Raw genomic sequence first — 19,767 nt, forward strand, 5'->3', positions numbered from 1 at the left:
ATGCGAAACCTGCGCCACCTGCTGCCCTCCGCCGGCAGCCTGATCGTTTTCGAAGCCGCCGGGCGGCTGTCGAGCTTCACCGCCGCCGGGCGGGAACTCGGCATGACGCAGGCTGCCGTGTCCTACGCGATCCGCGGCCTCGAAGAGCAGCTCGGCGCCAAGCTATTCCAGCGCCGTCATCGACAGGTCAGCCTTACCGAAGCCGGCGACCGCTTCCACGCCGACGTTTCGCTCGGTCTGTCGCATATCCGCAAGTCGGCGGAGGATCTGCGCCTGCAGGCGACCGGCCGCCATGTGACGCTTGCGGCGTCGACCGCTTTCGGCTCCTTCTGGATGATGCCGCGCCTGCAGCAGTTTCGCGACGAATTGCCGGGCGTCGACTTGCGCATCCAGACCGCCGATCGCGATCTCGACATCATCGCCGAAGACATCCCGCTCGGCGTGCGCGGCGGCGAACCCAGGGAATGGGCCGACTACCACTCGCTGCCGCTGGCCGATGAGGAAATCTTCCCGGTCGCCGGCGCCAGCTATGTCGCGCGGTTCGGACTGCCCGACACCGTCGAGGCTCTTGCCGCGCACCGCCTCATCCATCTCGAGGAACCGTTTCGCGAGGCGGCGAGCTGGGAGGAGTGGTTCGCCTCTGCCGGGGTCAACATCACCGATGCCGGGCGCGGCTTGCGCATCAACGACTATGCGCTGGTGATCCAGGCGGTCATGGAGGGGCAAGGCATCGCGCTCGGCTGGCGGCACCTTGCCGAGCGGCTGCTGGCATCGGGACTGCTGGTGCGCGTCACCGGCCACACGATGACGACCGGCAAGGGCTTTCATGTCATCTGGCCGAGGAACCGCGAGCTCAGCGACAATGCCCGCAAGGTGCGGGACTGGCTGGCCGCGCAGGCGTGAGGTATTCCATCACTGCTCGGTCAAACCGTCACGACAATCTTGCCGAATTGTTCGTTCGACTCGAGAAAGCGATGCGCCTCGACAATCTTGTCGAACGCAAAGGCTCTGGCAATTGCCGGCTTTAGCGCACCTGACATCAATCCGTCGAAAATGAACGCCTTGGCAGCCTCCAACTTCGCCGGATCGCCGGTGATTTCATGGACAAGATAGCCGCGCAGCGTCAGCGTCTTCGCCAGCACTGCAGGCAGCGGGAACGGCGTCGGCTCGGGGCTCAAGCCGCCATATTCGATGAGAATGCCACCTCGTGCCATCGCGGCCGTCAGAGGCTCGAAAATCGGACCGCCGACTGCGTCAAACACCACTCGGATGTCCTCCGGCCCGGCGATCTCCTTCAGCCGGGCCTCTAGATCTTCCTCCGCTGAAGCGATGACATGAGCGGCGCCGATCTCCTGCAGGGCCTGCTTCTTGGCAGATGTCCGAGTGACCGCGATCGGCGTCGCACCAACCATATTGGCAATCTGGATCGCGGCGAGTCCGACACTGCTCGATGCCGCGGTGATGACGACAAAGTCCTGCCTGCGGAGCCTGGCGATGTCGATCAGTGCGCCATAGGCAGTGAGGTATTGCATCCAGACGGCTGCGGCCGCTGCCCAGCTGAGCGATGGCGGGTGCTTGACCACGAGCGCGGCCGGATAGGTGGCGATCTCGCCATAGGCAGGCCAGCGGGCCATCGATAATGGCGGAACGACGCTGACGGCCTCACCTGGCGCGAACCCGTCCACGCCTTCGCCGATCGTTTCGATGATACCCGCGGCCTCAAGGCCAAGACCGGAAGGCAATTGCGGCGTCTGGATATAAGTGCCCGAACGCATCAGCGCCTCGGCCCGGTTGAGCCCCAACGCCTTGACTCGGATCTGAATCTCGCCCCGACCGGGCGCAGGAATATCGACATTCTCAATGCGCAGAACCTCGGGACCACCAAGCTCATGGAAGCGAACAACGCGCGGCATCCAGTCGTAACTCAAAAACATTTGAACCGAATATGCTATGCCAGCGAGCGCATCGACGATAAATTGCCTTGAGAGCAGAACAGTAGAAACTGGAAGTTTCGAATATGGATCGCCTTACGAGCATGGCCGTGTTCGTCAAAGCCGTCGACCTGGGCTCGTTCGCGACGGCGGCTGCCGCTCTCGATCTGTCCGGACCGATGGTCGGCAAGCATGTCCGGTTTCTCGAAGAGCGTCTGGGCGTGCGCCTCATCAACCGGACCACACGCCGCCAGAACCTGACCGACTTCGGGCGCGCCTATTATGAGCGCTGCCGGATGGTGCTCGCGGAGGCCGACGCGGCGGATGCCCTCGCAGCCGATCAACTTTCCGAACCACGCGGAAAGCTGCGCGTCATCATGCCCGTGCACTTCGGCCGGCGCTGCGTTGCCCCGATCCTGCTGGAGCTTGCGCGGCAGCATCCCAAGCTCGAACTCGATCTGTCGTTCAGCGACCCGATCGCCGATCTTGCAGAGGATGGCTGCGACCTTGCCATCCGGACCGGCACTCTGGAGGATCGGGCCGGAGTGATGGCGCGTCGCGTCGCGCGCCAGCGCATGGTCGTCTGCGCGTCGCCATCCTACCTCGAGATGTACGGGTCGCCGCGTCTGATAGAGGATCTCGGCCGGCACCAGGCCATCCTCTACCGCCGTTCTAACCGTGTCGTTCAACCGTGGCTGTTTCCACGCAACGGCGAGCCTGCGGCGGAGGTCATGCCGGTCAGCCGGTTGCGGCTCGACGATCTCGACGCGATCGCAGACGCTGCGGCAGCCGGCATGGGGCTTGCCTGGCTTCCATACTGGCTTGTCCGCGAGCGCATTCAGACCGGCGCGCTTGTTGTGCTGTTGCCGGAACAGCCGGGATTTCTTTACGACGCCTATGCGCTATGGCTGCAGACGCCTCACTTGCCGCTGAAGGTCCGTCTCGCTGTCGATGCGCTGGCGGCAACACTGCCCAAGCTCATGACGTGACATGCAGGATCGCGGTGAGCGGCGCGGATTCCGCAATTCTGCCCCTCCCGCATGGGCCACGAATCCGCCTATAGTGCCCGCATGCCCATCCGCCAGCTTTCCGAAACGATGATCAACCAAATCGCCGCCGGCGAAGTCATCGAGCGTCCGGCAAGCGTGGTCAAGGAACTGGTCGAGAACGCACTCGATGCGGGTGCCACCAGGGTCGAGATCGTCACCGCCGGTGGCGGGCTGAACCTGATCCGTGTCACCGACGACGGCTCGGGCATTCCCGAGCCGGAACTGGCGCTGGCGATCGCACGCCATTGCACCTCGAAGCTCACTGAGGACATCCACGACATCCGCTCGCTCGGCTTTCGCGGCGAGGCGCTGCCGTCGATCGGCTCGGTGGCGCGGCTGTCGATCCGCTCGCGCACGGCGTCGGGCGACAGCGCCGCCGAGATCGGCATCGAGGGCGGCCGCGTGTCCGCGGTCAAGCCGGCGGCCGCCAATCGCGGCACCACGGTCGAGGTGCGCGACCTGTTCTTCGCCACGCCGGCGCGGCTCAAATTCATGAAGGGCGAGCGCGCCGAAAGCTCGGCTATAAGCGACGTGGTCAAGCGCATTGCGATTGCCTTCCCCGCCGTGCGCTTCACGCTGGCCGGCTCCGACCGTTCGACGCTGGACCTTTCGGCGGCCAACGACAGCCCTGAAGGCCGGCTGCGCCGCGTCGCGCAGGTGATGGGCGCCGACTTTCCGGACAATGCCGTTGCCATCGACGCCATGCGCGACGGCGTGCATCTCGCCGGCCACGTTTCGATCCCCTCCTTCAGCCGCGCCAACGCGCTGCAGCAATACGCCTATGTCAACGGCCGGCCGGTGCGCGACAAGTTGATTGCCGGCGCCATCCGTGGCGCCTTCGCCGACGTGCTGCCGCGCGACCGCCATGCGGTGACGGTGCTGTTCCTGACGCTCGATCCGGCCATCGTCGATGTCAACGTCCATCCGGCCAAGGCCGACGTCCGCTTTCGCGATCCGGGACTGGTGCGCGGACTGATCGTCGGCGCCATCCGCGAGGCGCTCGCCAATGCCGGCATCCGCGCCGCCACCACCGGGGCAGCCGGCATGATGGCGGCGTTCCGACCGGGCGCGGCGTCCTATGCGCATTCAGGACCGGCCAACGGCCACCGCAGCTACGAAGCGGCCTATCGGGCCTCGGGCTCCGCCGGTTTCGACCCTTCCCGCTCGCCGCAGCGGCCTCTGGATATGGAATTTGCAAATGGCGGCTTCGGCGAAAACGACCAGGCGGCGTTCGACGCCGGACCGCTTCACAGCGCCGACGCGCGGGCCGGGCAAGACGACGCGGCGGAGGCGCTGCTCGGCATGGCGCTGGGCGCCGCACGCGCGCAGGTGCATGAGAACTACATCGTCGCTCAGACCACGGATTCGCTTGTCATCGTCGACCAGCATGCGGCGCATGAACGGCTGGTCTACGAGGCGCTGAAGAACGCGCTGCAGTCGCGCGCCGTGCCGTCGCAGATGCTGCTTCTGCCCGAGATCGTCGACTTGGCCGAAGAGGATGCCGAGCGGCTTGCCACGCATTCCGAAACGCTGGCCCGATTCGGTCTCGCCATCGAGCGCTTCGGCCCGGGTGCGGTCGCCGTGCGCGAAACGCCGTCGATGCTTGGCGAAACCAATGTCCAGCAGCTGGTGCGCGACCTTGCCGACGAGATCGCCGACAACGACACGATCGACACGCTGAAGGAGCGGCTGGACAGGATAGCCGCGACCATGGCCTGCCATGGCTCGGTGCGATCCGGCCGCCTGCTCAAGGCAGAAGAGATGAATGCGCTGCTGCGCCAGATGGAGGCGACGCCGGGATCCGGCACCTGCAACCACGGCCGCCCGACCTATATCGAGCTCAAGCTTGCCGATATTGAGCGGCTGTTTGGGCGGCGGTGAGGTTGCGGCTTACGAGATCCGCTGGCGCGACCCCCTCTCCGGCCGCTCCGCGGCCACTTCTCCCCCACTGTCGTGGGGACGAGGATATACTAATCGCCAAAGCCGCGACCTTGGAAACCTGGGTTCCTCGCCCCACAAAGTGGGAGAGGTGATTTGCGAAGCAAACCGGAGAGGGGAAATCAAAAAGAGCCGTTCGATACGGCTCTTTTTGATTCAAGCAAGCCCTCCAACCCTCTGATTCACCTCTTCAAATTCACCACGATGACGCCGCCCAGCGCCAGCGCGCCACCGAGAATGCCGAGCAGCGTCGGCACTTCGCCCAGCCAGAAGAAGCCGATCAGCGTCGCCACCGGCGAAACCAGGTAGAGGAAGTTCGAGGCACGGGCTGCAGGCAGACGGGAAAGTGCTGTTGCCCAGGCGGCATAGGCTATCAGGCTTGGCACGATGCCGAGAAAGATGACGGCGCCGAGGCCGGCGGTATCGGCAACAGCCGCCTGCGCCAGGCCGCTCGGCAGGAAAGGCAACAGGCAGAGCGCGCCGAGCACCATGTTGGAGGCCGAAATGGTGAGCGGATGGTGACGGGCAAACAAAGGCTTCTGGACGATGGTGTTGACCGCCGAGCAGAGCGCCGAACCCAGCACCAGCAGCGCGCCGGTGTTGAAATGCAGACCCTGCCCCTCACCCATCGCGATGATGCCGATTCCGGCGAAGGAGATGGCTGTGCCGGCCCAGGCCATGCCCGAAAAGCGTTCGCCGAGCAGCGCCATCGCCATGACGGCGGTGAAGATCGGGCTCACGTTGATGATGAAGCCGGCAGCACCCGCCGAGACGGTCAGCTCGCCGAAATTGAGCATTGCCGTGTAGAGCGCGACGAAGACGACGCCACCGACCGCAAAGCGCCACAACTCGTCGAGCTGGGGCAGCGCCGGCCGCTTGATCGCGAGGAAGATCGCCGCCGGCACCGCCGCGATGGCGAAGCGCAGCGCGCCGAGTTCCAGCGGCCCGAAAGCGACGAGGCCGGCACGGATCGCCGGGAAGGCGGATGCCCAGCCGACCACCGTCAGAGCCACCGCGATGGCCGCCGTGGTATCCATCCGCTGTGTCGAATTCAACGTGCCGGTGTAAGCGCTCATCTCGCTGTCCTCGCTCTTCGATGCCATAGAGACAGGAAACGCTACTACCGGCCGGTTGACAAACGACCAAATCGAGAGTGAGCTGTGACTATGGATCACAGCTCAGACACGATGCTGCCGCTCGAAACCCTGCGCGCCTTCGACGCCGCGGCGCGGACAGGCAGTTTTTCGGCCGCCGCCGAAAAACTCAACATCACCCATGGCGCCGTCAGCCGGCAGATCGCCAAGCTCGAGGACTGGCTCGGGCTCAAGGTTTTCGATCGCGGCGCGCGCGGCGTTTCACTCACGATCGAAGGCAACCGGCTGCATCTGCGCACCAGCGAAGCCTTCGCGCTGATCGCAAGCAATTCGGACCGCTGGATCGAGCCGCGCGGCACCGCCGTGGTGCGGCTGACCTCTATCCCCTCGGTCAGCGGGCTGTGGCTGATGCCGCGCATGGCCGCGCTTGAGAACAACCCCAGCAAGCTGCGCATCGTGCTTGACGTCGATAACCGCCAGGCCGATCTTGCCGACGAAGGCATCGACCTGTCGATCCGCTGCGGCCGCGGCCGCATCCCGGGCCGCGTCTCGGTCCAGCTTTTCGAGGAACATGTCTTCCCGATCGCCTCGCCGGACCTCGCCAGGGAGATCGGCCGCGGCGACCCTGCCCGGCTGCTCAAATTCCCGCTGATCAACGATTCGGACGCCTCAGCCTGGCGCGCCTGGTTTGCCGCGCAGGACATGGACTATCGCCCGCGTCCGCAGGACCGCCGCTTCGAAGACTACAATCTGGTGCTCGACGCTGCAGCCCATGGCCTCGGCATCGCGCTGGCGCGGCCGCCGATGACCAAGCATCAACTGACGTCAGGCCGCATCGCCGCCGTCGACGACCGCATCGTGCTGAGCCCGATATCCTACTGGCTCGACCGGCCTGCAGGACGACCGCGCGCCGCCGCCGCCGAGCTTGCGCGGCGCATCGCCCTCCAGGCCGGGCTGGCGGCGGAGAAGATCGAGGATTTCATCGTAGCCGAGCAGTAAGATGCCGGGCATCCACTTTGCCGGCTTGAGGGATGGCACTGAGGCCTGAAACAAAAAACCCGCCTCGGCGGCGGATCGCAGGTGCAAATCAGCACCATGTCGCAATTACTAGCATAACTGCCGGCACAAAGCAAGAACAAATATGCTGTGCCTCCGGCCAATCGCTTCAGGTTGGCGCTGCCCCTTGCCCGCCTGCGTTGGTGGTCGGCGAAAGCCGAAGCGACATCCGATCTCCCCCCTTGCGGGGGAGATCGGCAGCTTCGCCGACGGCGCCTGCCAAATCCATCACCGCTTCGTCTCGATCCAAGCTTGACCTTGTCCGCAATTTGTGGCGATGACATCGTCATGAACCTTGGCGCCATGTCATGATGAACCGTTTCGAAGGCCCCGGCGGCAAGGAAGCCCGTATCCGCTACCTCGACGGCGACTTCCAGGTGACCAGCCCTGGCGCCTTCGTGCGCTGCGCGGTCACCGGCGAAAGCATCCCGCTCGATGAGCTCAAATACTGGAGCGTCGCCAGGCAGGAACCCTATGTCAGTGCCGCCGCGTCGCTGCGCCGCGAGGTCGAAGCGCATCCCGAACTGCGCAGCCGGCGGTAAGCCGGAACCGCCAGCATCTCCGCAGAAGGTTCTGCCGTCGCAACGCCGAAAGTCTTTCGCTTCACCCCCCCAGCTTGCGCTGCCGCCAGGCATCCAGCGTTTCGTCGATGATGCGTTCGGGCACGTGGTCGGGATCGAACACGGTGTCGATCGCCAGCACGTCGAGCTGTCCGAGGAAATCGGCGGGCGCGGCGTCGTGGCGCAGCCGGGCGGCGTCCTTGGCGGTGGTGATGAGGCCAAGCCCGGCACGGCGCGCCGTCGTTGCCAATTCGGCAAGCTCGTCCTTGCCATAGAAATGATGATCAGGAAACGACCGGGTCAGCGCGACTTCACCGCCGGCCTCACGGACCGTGTCGAAGAATTTGTCGGGATGGCCGATGCCGGCAAAGGCCAGAAACCGCTTGCCGGCCAGCCCCGCCTTGTTGCTTGGCCGCGTATGCGCCTCGAAGATCGGCCGGCCGGCGCGCGCCGCCTGGCGGACAACCGCATCGGCCGCAATGCCCTCGCCCATCTTCAGCAGCGCGCTAGTGAAAACCAGCTGGTCGACGATGTTTGCCCTGAGCGGACCGCCAGGGATGACGCGGCCATTACCGACGCCGTAGCGCGCGTCGACGACGACCAGCGCGTAGTCGATATGGATGCGCGCACTCTGGAATCCGTCATCCATGATCAGGAAATCGCAGCCATGTTTTTCCATCAGAAGCCGCGCGCCGGCGGCCCGGTTCGGCGTCACCGCGACCGGCGCGTGTTCGGCCAGAAGCAACGGCTCGTCGCCGACATGCCTGGCGGCGTCGTGATGCGGATCGACGACATGCGGCCGCGCGAACGAGCCGCCATGGCCGCGCGACAGGAAACCGGGATTGAGCCGCATGCGCCTGGCCTGTCCGGCCAGCGCGATCGCCACCGGCGTCTTGCCGGTGCCGCCGACGGTGAAATTGCCGACGCACAGCACCGGCGCGCCGATCTTTTCGCGCGCGGCCGAGCGCATGCGGCGGCCGGCAACGAGGGCATAGATCGCGGACAGCGGCGCCAGCGCCAGCGCCCGCCAGTCCGGCTCCTCCCACCAGAAGGGTGGTGCTTCGCTGGCCACTTCAGCGGCCGTTGGCGCCCTGCAGGCGCGACTTGACGACCAATGGCTGGATGTAGGGTTCGAGTGATTTCAGCGTGCAGGCCAAGGCGCCGCGCATCTCGTCGACGGTCGCCGCACCAGCGGCCATCATCTCGTGGCGCGCCACCTCGTTGGTCAAAAGGAAATTGACGGCGCCGGCCAGCATGTCGCGGTCGCGCACCAGCTTGGCGCCGCCGCTGTCGAGTAGCCGCTGATAGGCCTCGCGAAAATTCTGGACATTGCGGCCGGCCAGCACCGCCGTGTCGAGCATGGCCGGCTCCAGCGGGTTCTGGCCGCCCTCGGAGGTGAGCGAACGGCCAACGAAGGCGATTTCCGTCAGCCTGAGATAAAGCCCCATCTCGCCGATCGTGTCGCCGAGCAGAATGTCCGTGTCGGCGGTGATCCTGTCGCCCTTGCTGCGCCGTACCACTTTCAGGCCCATGCCGGAAATCTGCACGGCAAGCGCTTCGGCGCGATCGGGATGGCGCGGCACGACGATCGTCAAAAGGCCGCGGTGACGCCTGTGCAGTGTCGCGTGAACTTCAGCGGCCACCACCTCCTCGCCGTCATGGGTCGAGATCGCCGCCCAGGTCGGGCGGGTGCCGATCTGGCGCTTCAGCGCCGACAGCGCCCTTTCATCGGCAGGCGGCGGCGTGGTGTCGACCTTGAGATTACCGGACACGGTGACCGGCCGGGCGCCGAGCGAGAGGAAGCGTTCGCCGTCGATTTCCGACTGGGCGACGACATGGGCGAGATTCTCGAACAGCGCCTCGGCGATGTTGGCGCGCTTCTTCCAGGATTTGAACGAACGGTCCGACAACCTGCCATTGACCAGCACCTGCGGCACACGGCGCGCGCCGAGCTCCAGGATGGTCATCGGCCAGATCTCCGATTCGGCGATGATCGCCAAATCCGGCCGCCAATGGTCGAGGAAGCGGCTGACCGCCGGCTTGAGGTCGAGTGGCACATATTGGTGGATGATGCGGTCGCCGAGCCGCTCGTCGGCAACCTGCGCGGAGGTGACGGTCCCCGTCGTCAGCACGATGTTGACGCCGTAGTCGAGGATGCTCTCGACCAGCGGCACGACGGCGATGGTCTCGCCGACACTCGCCGCATGGATCCAGATCAGCGGCCCCTTCGGGCGCTCGCGCCCGGCGATGCCATAGCGCTCGCGGCGGCGAATTCGGTCTTCCTTGCCCCTGGAGGTGCGCCAGGCGACATAAGGCCCGATCATCGGATAGACGGCTGCGCCTGCGAAACGATACGCCGTCAGGAAGGTGCGCGCCCAGCGCTCGCTCATTTCGCGCCATCCACGAGGCGGTAGGCCTCGGCGGTCACGGCGTTGAGCGCGGCCGTGACCTCCTGGCGCTTGCGTTCCATTTCGGCCTCATCCGAGTCGGCCGGAACGAACACCGGCGCTCCCACGACGATCGAGGAGCGGCCGAACGGCAGATTGATCGTGGTCTTGTCCCAGCTGCGCTCCAGCACCTTGCGGCGGCTGGTGGCGATGGCGGAGGGCAGGATCGGCCGGCCCGAAAGCCGCGCCAGGAGAACAATGCCATGCCCGGCGTCGCGCGGCGTGCCATGCGGGATGTCAGCGATCATGGCGACGTTCTTGCCCGCGGCGAGCGACTTTTTCAGGGCAAGCAACGCTTTGGCGCCGCCCTTGTCGAGATGCTTCGCGTTTTGGCGCCCGCCCGAGCCGCGCACCGCCTCGATGCCGAACCTCTGGAGCATCAGCGCATTGAGCTCGGCGTCGGCGCTGCGCGACACCATGGCGACCAGCGGCCGCCCCTTGGGATAGTAGGCCGGGGTCAGAAGATGCTGACCGTGCCACAGTGCAATGATGCCCGGTTCGAACTGCCGGTAGACGCCGCCCGATATCTGCGTCGATCCATCGACCACACGGTTGGTCAGGCGGATGAGGCGAACGAACTGCGCGAACAGACTGGCGATGGCGTTCTTGACGAATCGCGACTGCGCCAGCGGTTCGCGTATTCTGCGCCAGAATGTCTTCGAGGTGCCGCCACGGCGCCTTCTGCCCGCGGACCTCGTGGCCAGCCCTTTCACTGCTTCATGGTCCATCGATGTTAACTGGCAGCCTTGTTGTCGGGGTCGAGCAACCGGTGCAGGTGAACGACGAAATAACGCATATGGGCATTGTCCACGCTGGCTTGGGCCTTGGCCTTCCATGCCGTTTGCGCGGACTGATAATCCGGGTAGATGCCGACGATGTCGAGCGCGTCGAGGTCGCGGAATTCGGTCCCGCTCAGATTCTTGAGTTCGCCGCCGAACACCAGGTGCAAAAGTTGCTTCTTTCCGTCTTCCGCGGCCATGTCGGTCCTTCACATATCGTGAGTTTGTGACAGGTCTAGACCAAAGCCGCCGACTTTGGAACCATTGAAAATGCTCAATTGTCCAGCCCGGCGATGACGCCCGAGAGGACGGCGAGGAGTTCGCCGCTGCCGGCAACCAGTGCGCCGTGGCGGATCACTTCGCCGGCATAGCGCGGCGCGCGGCCGTTCTGGTCCAGCAGTGCGCCGCCGGCCTCGTGCAAGATGAGGTCCGCCGCGGCGATGTCCCAGTCATGTGCGTTGGGTTTGACGAAGGTCGCGTCCAGCGCGCCATTGGCGACCATCGCCAGCCGGTAGGCGAGCGAGGGAATATAGGACACGCGGTTCAGGCGGCCCAGCCATTCCGCCGGCATCAGGTCGATCAACGGCTTCGGTCCGCCAATGTCGACCGTCGCCGCCGGGCGGCGCGCGGCAATGGGACGGCCGTTCAGGAACGCGCCCTCGCCGGGCAGCGCCCAATAGGTCTCCTCCATGGCCGGACATTCGAGCACGCCGGCAAGCGTGCGGCCGTCCTCGACCACCGCGACGCTGACGCACCAGGAGCGAAGGCCTTCGAGGAAGCCGCGCGTGCCGTCGATCGGATCGACGACGAAGGTGCGGCGGGCGGCAAGCCTTGCCGGATTGTCGGCCGTCTCCTCCGAGAGCCAGCCATAGTCCGGCCGCGCCGCAAGCAAGGTCTGGCGCAGATAGGCGTCGGCGGCGTGGTCGGCCTCGCTGACCGGCGAGGTGCCGCCCTTCATCCAGACTTGCGGGTTGTTGCCGAAATAACGCATGGCGATGGCCCCCGCCTCACGGGCAGCGTCGCGCAGGATGGCCAGTTCCTCACGAGCCCCGGCGGATATGACCTGGTCAAGCTCCGGCAAGGGTCATGCCTTCGATCAGAAGCGTTGGCGCGGCGGTGCCGAAATTGCGATCGAGGTCGCTCGCCGGGACCATGCTGAGAAACATGGTCTTCAGGTTGGAGGCGATGGTCACCTCGGCGACCGGATAGGCAAGCTCGCCATTCTCGATCCAGAAGCCGGAAGCGCCGCGGCTGTACTCGCCGGTCACCATGTCGACGCCCTGGCCAAACACTTCGGTGACGTAAAACCCCGATTTGAGCGACTTGATGAGGTCTTCGGGCGTCCGCTCGCCCGGCTCGATGGCGAGGTTGGTCGACGACGGCGAGACGGAGGAGCCGCTGCGCGAGCCGCGCCCGTTGGTGGTCAGCCCCAATTCCCGCGCGGCCGAGGTCGACAGGAACCAGTGGTTCAAAACGCCCTTCTCGACCATGAGCAGCTTTTCCCCCTCGATGCCTTCGCCGTCGAACGGGCGCGAGGCCTGGCCGCGGCGCCGGAGCGGATCGTCGGTGACGGTGATCGCGGCGGCAGCCACCTGCTTGCCCATCATGTCGCGCAGGAAGCTGGTCTTGCGCGCGACGGACGCGCCGTTGATGGCGGCGCCGAGATGGCCGGCGATGCCGCGGGCGACGCGCGGGTCGAACACCACGTCGACCGGACCGGTCGCCGCCTTGCGGGCGCCGATACGCCGCGCGGCGCGTTCGCCGGCGTTGCGGCCGATATCCTCCGGCGCGTCGAGATCGGAGAAATGCTGGCGCGAGGAATATTCGTAATCGCGCTCCATGCCGGTGCCCTCGCCGGCAATGACGCTGGTCGAGCGCGAAAAGCGCGATGCGACATAGTGGCCGACGAAGCCGTGCGAGGTGGCGAGCACCAACCCGCCGAGCCCGGCGCTGGCGCCGCTGCCCGCCGAATTGGTGACGCCCTTGACGGCAAGAGCCGCCGCCTCCGCGGCGAGCGCTGCTTCCTTCAACTGGTCGGCTGAAACTTCGGTGGCGTCGAACAGATCCAGGTCGCGCGGCTTGCCGACCAGCAGGACCGGATCGGCGAGGCCCTGATAGGGATCCTCAGGGGAGACTTTGGCCATGGCAACTGCGCGCTCGGCGAGCGCTTTCGGGTCGGAGGCAGCGGTCGCCGAGACGCTCGCCACCCGCTTGCCGACGAAGACGCGCAGCGAGACATCCTCGCTCTCGGACGCTTCGGTACCTTCGACCTTGCCAAGCCTCACCGACACGCCGGCCGAGCGGCCGCGCACCGCAACTGCGTCGGCGGCGTCGGCGCCGGCCCGCTTGGCGGCCTCGACCAGGGCCGCGACGCGGTCGGTCAATTTCGCTGCGTCGAGCGTATCCGTCATGCACATGATCCCGTTTTTCCGCCGGCTATAAGGGCGGCCACCCAGCACCATCTATTGTTCCGATGTGGCTTGTGCAATGGCAGAAGTGGCAAGCGGGATGGTCAGCCATCGGACATCGGCTTCAGGCGGCATGATGGACGCGGTTCCTCAAGGGCTGCTTCGCGCCAGGTTCGGACTGGCCGACAGCCCGCTGATGCCCTGTCACGATCACATGCAATTGCGGTAACGCCGCCTATGTCCTTTCCCGCTCATGATCGGACTCTGCTCGAAATAACTAAATTAGCAATTTCTTGTGTTAGCCCGGGAACTTTGTTGCTTGCGTTCCATTTTCAATCGCATGCGAGACTCTGTGATCCCAAGCATCAGGACTGCGGTGAACGTTTCGCCGCCGCGGTACTCGCTGGTCCTTCCAATATACAACGAAGAAGAAGTGCTGCCTCGGCTGATTGAGCGGATCAGCTCCCTGATCGACCGGCTGGACGGAGAGGCTGAGGCGATCTTCGTCGATGACGGAAGCGTCGATGGAAGCGTCGAATACCTTCGGAAGATGATCGCTGCCGAGCCGCGCTTCCGGCTGATCGAGCTTTCCCGCAATTTCGGGCATCAGATCGCGATCACGGCCGGCATGGACGCCGCTGTCGGCGATGCCGTCATCGTCATGGACGCCGACCTGCAAGACCCGCCGGAGGTGGTTCTCGATCTGGTGGCGAAGTGGCAGGAAGGTTTCGAGATCGTCTATGCGCGCCGCGTCAAGCGCGAGGGCGAATCCTGGTTCAAGCGCCTGACAGCGAGTCTTTTCTACCGCTTGCTGGCGAAAGTGACGTCGGTCGACATCCCGCGCGACGTCGGGGACTTTCGCCTGGTCGGGCGCAAGGCGCTGGAAACCTTCAAGCACATGCCCGAACACGACCGCTTCGTCAGGGGCATGTTCGCCTGGATGGGATTCAAGCAGACGGCGGTGCCTTTCGAACGCCCGGCGCGGACCCTCGGCCAGACCAAATATCCGTTCTGGAAGATGATGAACCTTGCCGTTCACGGCATCGTCAGCTTTTCCGAGAAGCCGTTGCGCATGGCGCTATGGGGCGGATTGGCGATCTCCGCGCTTGCGGTGGCGTTCGGTGCCTACGCCGTCTTCGCCTGGGTTTTTGAAACCGGCATCATTGCCGGCTGGACGTCCACCGTGGTGATCGTGTCGCTCCTTTGCGGCATCAATCTTTTCATGACCGGCGTGGTCGGGCTGTATGTCGGCGGCATCCACGCCGAGGTAAAGCGCCGTCCGCTTTACGTGATCGATCGGGTCGCCGGCTTCGACAAGGCCATACGCGCCACCGCCGCCCCTGACGGCAGCCGTCGATCGTTTCGAAAACCCAGGAACGGAGCCTCGGCTGATGGCCGAACTCTTCGACAGCTATAAATCGAATTATGGCGAGGCGGTCGCGGGATCCATCCGGTTTTCCGGACTCAGGCACGACTTCTTCCTGATCGCCAAGGCCGATTTGCTGAGGCGTCTCGTCGCCGAACGAGGGCTTAGACAGGGCGGTGCGAGTGTGCGGGCGCTGGATGTCGGCTGCGGCGTCGGTTCGCTCCACCCTCATCTCGAAGGCGCGTTCGAGAGCCTGGATGGCTGCGACGTCTCGGCGGACTCGATCCTGCGCGCCGGCCAGGACAATCCTGGTGTGAGCTACAGGGCCTGCACCACGCCGAGCCTGCCCTATGAGGACGGTGCGTTCGATCTGGCTTTCGCCAGTTGCGTCGTCCATCACGTTGCGCCAGTCTCCTGGCTCGATTTCTTCCGCGAAATGCGGCGCGTCGTGCGACCGGGCGGCGTCGCCTGCATCATCGAGCACAATCCGTATAATCCGCTGACGCGTCTCGCGGTGTTCCGGTGTCCGTTCGACCGGGACGCCGTCCTGCTCGACGCCGCCAAGGCAGCGTCCCTCTTCCGGGAGGCGGGCTTCAGCGATATCCGATCCGAGCACTTCCTGCTGCTGCCGTCGGCCCGGCCTTTCGCCAAGAAAGTCGAGCGCCTGCTCGCACCTCTGCCGCTTGGAGCCCAGTATGCGTGCAGTGCGCAGGTCTGAGGCCCGTTCGACCGCCGGCGCCGGACTGAGGCTGCTGGCGCGCTTCGGGGTGGTCGGCATCGCCGCGACGATCCTGTATGCCGCCTTGGCCATCGCCTGGGTCAGATGGATCGGCTTCACGCCCGTCCAGGCGTCGCTTGCGGCCTACGCCGCGGCCGCCGTGTTTTCGTATCTCGCCCACAAATCGGTAACCTTCCTGTCGAGCGGATCGCATCGATCGGAAGCTCCGCGTTTTCTCCTGCTGACGGCGACAGGTTTCGCCGTGGCTTATGTGGCACCGGCGCTTCTGACGGCGAAACTCGGCCTGCCGCCCATCATTGCCGTTCTGGTTACATGCTCGCTCATTCCGGCGATCAATCTTCTGATGCTCGACCGATGGGTTTTTGCGCAGCGAAGGCCCGGCCCGCAAGGCGATCGCTCCACCTAAAGCGCGTCGCGTTTGAACGGATTCATGCAACGCGCTTTAAGTTCTTGTTTTTATGCGTGTCGTTATCCCAAAACCGCTGCGCACTTTTGGGCGACATGCATTAATCCATCTCAATGGCGTCCAGCCGGAACGACACCAGCTTGATCGAGCGTTTGTAGATGTTGCTGGCGGCCGGAGTTGGCGGAATGCCGTCGAGATAGTCGAACGCAATTTCCAGTGTATCGGCCTTGCCGAGCGCCGCCGGCGGAATGACGAACGAGACCGTTCGCGGTTGCTTGCCCGACAGAGTCACCGCATGCGCCTGAACGCCGTTCACCGAGATCACCACCCTCTGCGTGATCTGTGGTGGACGAATGACGGCGGCCATATGCAGCGTGGCTGCCAAGCCGAGCCCGAGCGGCGGCATCTTCAGGCGAAGCCGCGAGGTCTCGCCCAGGGAATGGGTGCCGTCGCCTGCCGACCCCGACCAGCCGCAGACCTTTATGCTGGCCGCCTGTTTGGCGCCGTCGCTGCGGAAGGATACCGTCTGGCCAAGTGTGTAGCTGCCGGTGGCGTCGCGGTTGAGGCAGGTCGTCGTCCGATCGATGTAAAAGGCGCGATAATCGGCGTTGACGTTCGGATTGAGAGCAAGCGCAAGGATGACGATTTCGGCTGCCCCTAGAACTGCCGCAAGCGCGTAGCCGCCGAGCGAGGCGGCGCGCCGATACGGGGCCGGAATGTCAGACCAGGGCAAGGTAACCTCCGATCCACGCCACGGTCAGGAAATAACAGGTGGTCAGGAAGAGAGCCAAAGCCGCCAGATACGTCAGCCTCGATGCCGACAGCAGGGCGGCCAGCAACATTGTCAGAGGCGCAAGGCCAACGACGTATCTGACCATGGAGGCCAGGTTGGTGATCAGCGGCAGGATGATGCCGAGCGCGCAGAACAGCGCGGCGCCATATTGCCTGCGGACCACCAGCACCGCCGACAGCGCCAGCCCGATGACGGCGGCCAGCGCGCTCCATTGCGGCGCCGTGGGCAGCCACCCGGTGGTCGGAACAGCCGAGAGCCCGTCCCATAGAAAGACGAGCGGGTTGCCGGCCACCCGTCCAAACGCGCGCTGCACGTGCAAGAACGCAAAGCCGTCCCCAACCGTGACATAGAGAAACAGGATGTAGGCGAACAAGCCGGCGGGCGAGATGAGAATAGCGACGAGCAGATCCGGCCGGCCAAGCACCCAGCGCGGGAAGGACAGCGTCGATCCGCGCTGCTGGCGGTGTTGCCTGAACATCTGAATGACGGTCGCGAACACAACAAAGACCCCGACGAGCCTCGTTGCGGACAGGAGCGCGGATGAGATGCCCACGGCGAGATAGCTGGAGCGCTTGAGCGCCAGAAAAACGCACGAGGTCAGGAGCACGAAAAGAGGTTCGGTCAGGAACGTCGTGAAGTGGAAGGAGAACGGGCCGCTGAGCAGAAACGCGCAATACAGTATGTAGGCCCGCATGTTCTTCTCGAGCAGCGGCCATGCCACCAGGCAGGCGGCGTAGCTGCAAATGATGGACGTGATCGTGGCGACCAGTATCGTCTGGAAAGGGAAAACAACGCGGATCGCCGCCACCAGCATCGGGTAGAGCGGGAAGAAGCCCCAGCGACCGACATTGCTGTGGTCTGGAATGGGAAAGCGCTCGTAACCTTGTTCGCTGATGCCAATATACCAGGCGCAATCCCACCGGCAGAGCGCACGGGCATAAGCCGCGAAACCTGGTTCAGCCGATACCGAAGCAAATGCCGCATAGCGAATGGCCAGTCCGCTGACAACGAACAGGAGCGGCACCGCCGCGACGGCTACCGCAATAGAGCGACCACCAGTGTTCGGACGCGCGACATCTTCGAGCGCCAACTCTGCCTCCACCCATGCGAGTGGCCGGCGCCACTCTCCCCCCTAAACTAGCGCCGTCGGGGCAAATTCAAGACATGCCGTTCGCCGGCGGCATCATCTCCGCCCCGGATCAGGAGTCCCTCAGCCAGACCAGCATCTCGCCGGGATCGCGGTTGTCCCAGGCAAAGTACGGAACGGCCGTGACTTTCGTCTCCTCCACCGCCGGCGGCTCGGGGCGATAAAGCCCGTCCTCCCAGTTTTCAAACGCCTCTTTCTTGGCGACGGCTGAAAGCGTGACGACCCCACCCAGAAGGGTCGGCTGCTCATGCGCCTCGATATGTGCCGTCCGTGGCAGGGCGATGCGGTGCAACTGGCCGGTATTGTCGGTCTCCTCGACGCAATAGATCAGCGGACCGCGCGCAAGCGCGACGCGGCCGACGTCCTGCCGCACCTGCGGGTTGGCGTAGAGGCGGTCGATCGCCATTTCGAGATCGAGCTCGACCCGGTCGCCCTTGCGCCATTCGCGGCGGATCGCGGCATAGCCGTCGCTGGTGACGGCATCCAGATCGACCGCCTCCCCGTTCACCTTGAGCGCCGCCTTGCGGCACCAGGCCGGCAGGCGCAGGTGCAAGGTGAACTCGGTCGGCGCCTCGAGTTCGACCGTCATCGAGACCGCGCCGTCCCACGGATAGTTGCTGGCCTGGGTCAGCTCGACCGGCCGGCCGGCGATATCGAAACGGGCCGTTCCGTTTCCATAGAGGTGGACGGCCAGCGCGTCATCCGACAGGCCGTAGAAGTAACTGCCGATCGAGGCGACCATGCGCCCGATATTGGGTGGGCAGCAGGGGCAGCGATGCCATTTCCAGCGGTTGTGCTTGCCGCGGCTTTCCAGCGGGTTTTCGTAGAAGAACAGCGAGCCGTCGAGCGACAGGCCCGAGATCGAGCCGTTGTAGAGCGCCCGCTCCATCAAGTCGGCATAGCGCGCATTGGGTCCCATGCCGAGCATGCGGCTTGCCCAGAACACCAGGCCGACCGACGCGCAGGTCTCGGCATAGGCGGTTTCATTGGGCAGATCGTAGTCGGCGGTAAAACCCTCATTGTGCGACGACGGCCCTATCCCGCCGGTGATGTAGAGGTTCTTGGTCGTGAGATCGTCCCACAGCCGGTCGAGCGCCACCCGCAGCGTGTCGTCGCCATATTCGGTGGCGATATCGGCCATGCCCGAATAGAGATACATCGCCCTGACCGCATGGCCGACGACCTTGTCCTGCTCGCGCACCGGCTTGTGCGACTGGCTGTATTCGTAGGTCTTGAAATGATAGGCCTTCGGGTCGGCGCCGCGGGCACGCGCCTCCTCGTCGAAATAATGCGGCTCAAGCCCGCGCTGGTCGATGAAGTATTTGGCGAGGTCCATGTACTTTTTCTCGCCCGTGACCCGCGCCAGCTTGACCAGCGCCAGCTCGATCTCCTCATGGCCGCAATAGCCCTTCTTCCTGTCCGGCTCGGGACCGAACGTCTCGGCGATATGGTCGGCATAGCGGCACATGATGTCGAGCAGCTTGCGTTTTCCGGTGGCCTGGAAGTAGGCGACCGCGCCTTCGATCAGATGGCCGGCGCAATAGAGCTCGTGGCAATCGCGCAGATTGGTCCAGCGCAGGCCGGGCTGGATGCGCTGGTACCAGCTCGACAGATAGCCGTCGGGCTGCTGCAGCTTGCCGTAGATGTCGATGACGGCGTCGATCTTCTTCTCCAGGTCGTCATTGCGGCGGCGGTAGAGCGAGTAGGCCGCGGTCTCGATCGTCTTGCCCCAGTCGGAGTCCCAGAACATCTGGGTGGTCACCGTCGAGCCGGTGAACTCGGCGCCGGAGCCAGATTCTTCGTCGGGCGATGGGGAATGGAACGGAATGACGACGCCGGGCGACGGCTGCTCCGGGTCGATCTGCTCCAGCATGCGCGCCTCGACGCAGCGGTCATACAGGATGCCGGCGGTCCTGGTGGCGACGGCGTCGACGCGGTCGCCCCAGAAGCCGCGCACATCGACCTGCGGCACGGGCAACGGACGGAAGGCGAGTTTTGGCTTGCCCGAAGTGGCGGCTTGTCTGGCGGATTGCGATGCGGTCATGAATTCACTC

General features: G+C 64.9%; 19 protein-coding genes. 8 read left to right on the forward strand and 11 right to left on the reverse strand.

Annotated elements, in window-relative coordinates; genetic code table 11:
- Positions 1-903, forward strand: a complete 903-nt coding sequence (locus AC0NID_RS25505; protein WP_473452743.1) for a LysR substrate-binding domain-containing protein — start codon at positions 1-3, stop codon at positions 901-903.
- A 20-nt stretch (positions 904-923) separates the two neighbouring features.
- Here the strand turns inward: AC0NID_RS25505 and AC0NID_RS25510 are convergent, their stop codons facing one another.
- Positions 924-1,913, reverse strand: a complete 990-nt coding sequence (locus AC0NID_RS25510; protein ID WP_473452741.1) for a zinc-dependent alcohol dehydrogenase family protein — start codon at positions 1,911-1,913, stop codon at positions 924-926.
- A gap of 104 nt (positions 1,914-2,017) precedes the next feature.
- On the opposite strand from AC0NID_RS25510, the gene AC0NID_RS25515 reads away from it, so the two are divergent.
- Both AC0NID_RS25515 and mutL read left to right on the forward strand, forming a co-directional pair.
- The gene (locus AC0NID_RS25515) at positions 2,018-2,920 is read left to right on the forward strand and encodes a LysR family transcriptional regulator (protein WP_473452739.1); all 903 of its coding nucleotides are present in this window, start codon (positions 2,018-2,020) and stop codon (positions 2,918-2,920) included.
- Between the two features lie 81 nt (positions 2,921-3,001).
- A complete protein-coding gene (gene mutL, locus AC0NID_RS25520; protein ID WP_473453296.1) occupies positions 3,002-4,861 on the forward strand; it encodes a DNA mismatch repair endonuclease MutL in 1,860 nt (619 codons plus the stop codon).
- Between the two features lie 239 nt (positions 4,862-5,100).
- Here mutL and AC0NID_RS25525 read toward each other — a convergent pair whose 3' ends face one another.
- Positions 5,101-5,994 (reverse strand): DMT family transporter, encoded by an 894-nt coding sequence (locus AC0NID_RS25525; RefSeq protein ID WP_473452737.1) that lies wholly within the window; start codon positions 5,992-5,994, stop codon positions 5,101-5,103.
- 90 nt (positions 5,995-6,084) lie between these two features.
- On the opposite strand from AC0NID_RS25525, the gene AC0NID_RS25530 reads away from it, so the two are divergent.
- Positions 6,085-7,011 (forward strand): LysR substrate-binding domain-containing protein, encoded by a 927-nt coding sequence (locus AC0NID_RS25530; protein WP_473452735.1) that lies wholly within the window; start codon positions 6,085-6,087, stop codon positions 7,009-7,011.
- Between the two features lie 365 nt (positions 7,012-7,376).
- Positions 7,377-7,610: a DUF2093 domain-containing protein gene (locus AC0NID_RS25535; RefSeq protein WP_473452733.1), complete on the forward strand. Its 234-nt coding sequence runs from the start codon at positions 7,377-7,379 to the stop codon at positions 7,608-7,610.
- A gap of 61 nt (positions 7,611-7,671) precedes the next feature.
- Here AC0NID_RS25535 and lpxK read toward each other — a convergent pair whose 3' ends face one another.
- The 6 genes from lpxK to AC0NID_RS25565 all read right to left on the reverse strand — a co-directional run bounded on the left by lpxK (position 7,672) and on the right by AC0NID_RS25565 (position 13,265).
- Complete coding sequence (gene lpxK / locus AC0NID_RS25540) at positions 7,672-8,700, reverse strand: tetraacyldisaccharide 4'-kinase (RefSeq protein ID WP_473452731.1); 1,029 nt, start codon at positions 8,698-8,700, stop codon at positions 7,672-7,674.
- A 1-nt stretch (position 8,701) separates the two neighbouring features.
- Positions 8,702-10,018: a lipid IV(A) 3-deoxy-D-manno-octulosonic acid transferase gene (waaA, locus tag AC0NID_RS25545; protein ID WP_473452729.1), complete on the reverse strand. Its 1,317-nt coding sequence runs from the start codon at positions 10,016-10,018 to the stop codon at positions 8,702-8,704.
- The gene (locus AC0NID_RS25550) at positions 10,015-10,803 is read right to left on the reverse strand and encodes a lysophospholipid acyltransferase family protein (RefSeq protein ID WP_473452727.1); all 789 of its coding nucleotides are present in this window, start codon (positions 10,801-10,803) and stop codon (positions 10,015-10,017) included. Before AC0NID_RS25550 ends, waaA begins: the two co-directional genes overlap by 4 nt.
- 5 nt (positions 10,804-10,808) lie before the next feature.
- Positions 10,809-11,054, reverse strand: a complete 246-nt coding sequence (locus AC0NID_RS25555) for a DUF4170 domain-containing protein (protein ID WP_473452725.1) — start codon at positions 11,052-11,054, stop codon at positions 10,809-10,811.
- 74 nt (positions 11,055-11,128) lie between these two features.
- Complete coding sequence (locus tag AC0NID_RS25560; protein WP_473452723.1) at positions 11,129-11,935, reverse strand: 3'(2'),5'-bisphosphate nucleotidase CysQ; 807 nt, start codon at positions 11,933-11,935, stop codon at positions 11,129-11,131.
- Complete coding sequence (locus tag AC0NID_RS25565) at positions 11,922-13,265, reverse strand: TldD/PmbA family protein (protein WP_473452721.1); 1,344 nt, start codon at positions 13,263-13,265, stop codon at positions 11,922-11,924. Before AC0NID_RS25565 ends, AC0NID_RS25560 begins: the two co-directional genes overlap by 14 nt.
- Before the next feature lie 337 nt (positions 13,266-13,602).
- Here AC0NID_RS25565 and AC0NID_RS25570 point away from each other — a divergent pair, with 337 nt between their 5' ends.
- Genes AC0NID_RS25570 through AC0NID_RS25580 form a run of 3 tightly spaced genes read left to right on the forward strand, consistent with a single transcriptional unit; the run spans position 13,603 to position 15,773 of the window.
- Positions 13,603-14,679 (forward strand): glycosyltransferase family 2 protein, encoded by a 1,077-nt coding sequence (locus tag AC0NID_RS25570; protein ID WP_473453295.1) that lies wholly within the window; start codon positions 13,603-13,605, stop codon positions 14,677-14,679.
- Complete coding sequence (locus AC0NID_RS25575) at positions 14,654-15,346, forward strand: class I SAM-dependent methyltransferase (protein WP_473452719.1); 693 nt, start codon at positions 14,654-14,656, stop codon at positions 15,344-15,346. The genes AC0NID_RS25570 and AC0NID_RS25575 overlap by 26 nt, the downstream gene beginning before the upstream one ends.
- A complete protein-coding gene (locus AC0NID_RS25580) occupies positions 15,324-15,773 on the forward strand; it encodes a GtrA family protein (protein ID WP_473452717.1) in 450 nt (149 codons plus the stop codon). Before AC0NID_RS25575 ends, AC0NID_RS25580 begins: the two co-directional genes overlap by 23 nt.
- A 100-nt stretch (positions 15,774-15,873) precedes the next feature.
- On the opposite strand, the gene AC0NID_RS25585 is transcribed toward AC0NID_RS25580, so the two are convergent.
- The 3 genes from AC0NID_RS25585 to AC0NID_RS25595 form a co-directional block, all read right to left on the reverse strand.
- The gene (locus tag AC0NID_RS25585; protein WP_473452715.1) at positions 15,874-16,506 is read right to left on the reverse strand and encodes a hypothetical protein; all 633 of its coding nucleotides are present in this window, start codon (positions 16,504-16,506) and stop codon (positions 15,874-15,876) included.
- Positions 16,493-17,656, reverse strand: coding sequence for a hypothetical protein (locus AC0NID_RS25590; RefSeq protein WP_473452713.1), 1,164 nt, complete (start codon positions 17,654-17,656; stop codon positions 16,493-16,495). The genes AC0NID_RS25585 and AC0NID_RS25590 overlap by 14 nt, the downstream gene beginning before the upstream one ends.
- 109 nt (positions 17,657-17,765) lie before the next feature.
- Positions 17,766-19,757: a glycoside hydrolase family 127 protein gene (locus AC0NID_RS25595; protein ID WP_473452710.1), complete on the reverse strand. Its 1,992-nt coding sequence runs from the start codon at positions 19,755-19,757 to the stop codon at positions 17,766-17,768.
- Between the last annotated feature and the right edge of the window lie 10 nt (positions 19,758-19,767).

It is taken from the genome of Mesorhizobium sp. WSM4821 (genome assembly GCF_055901555.1).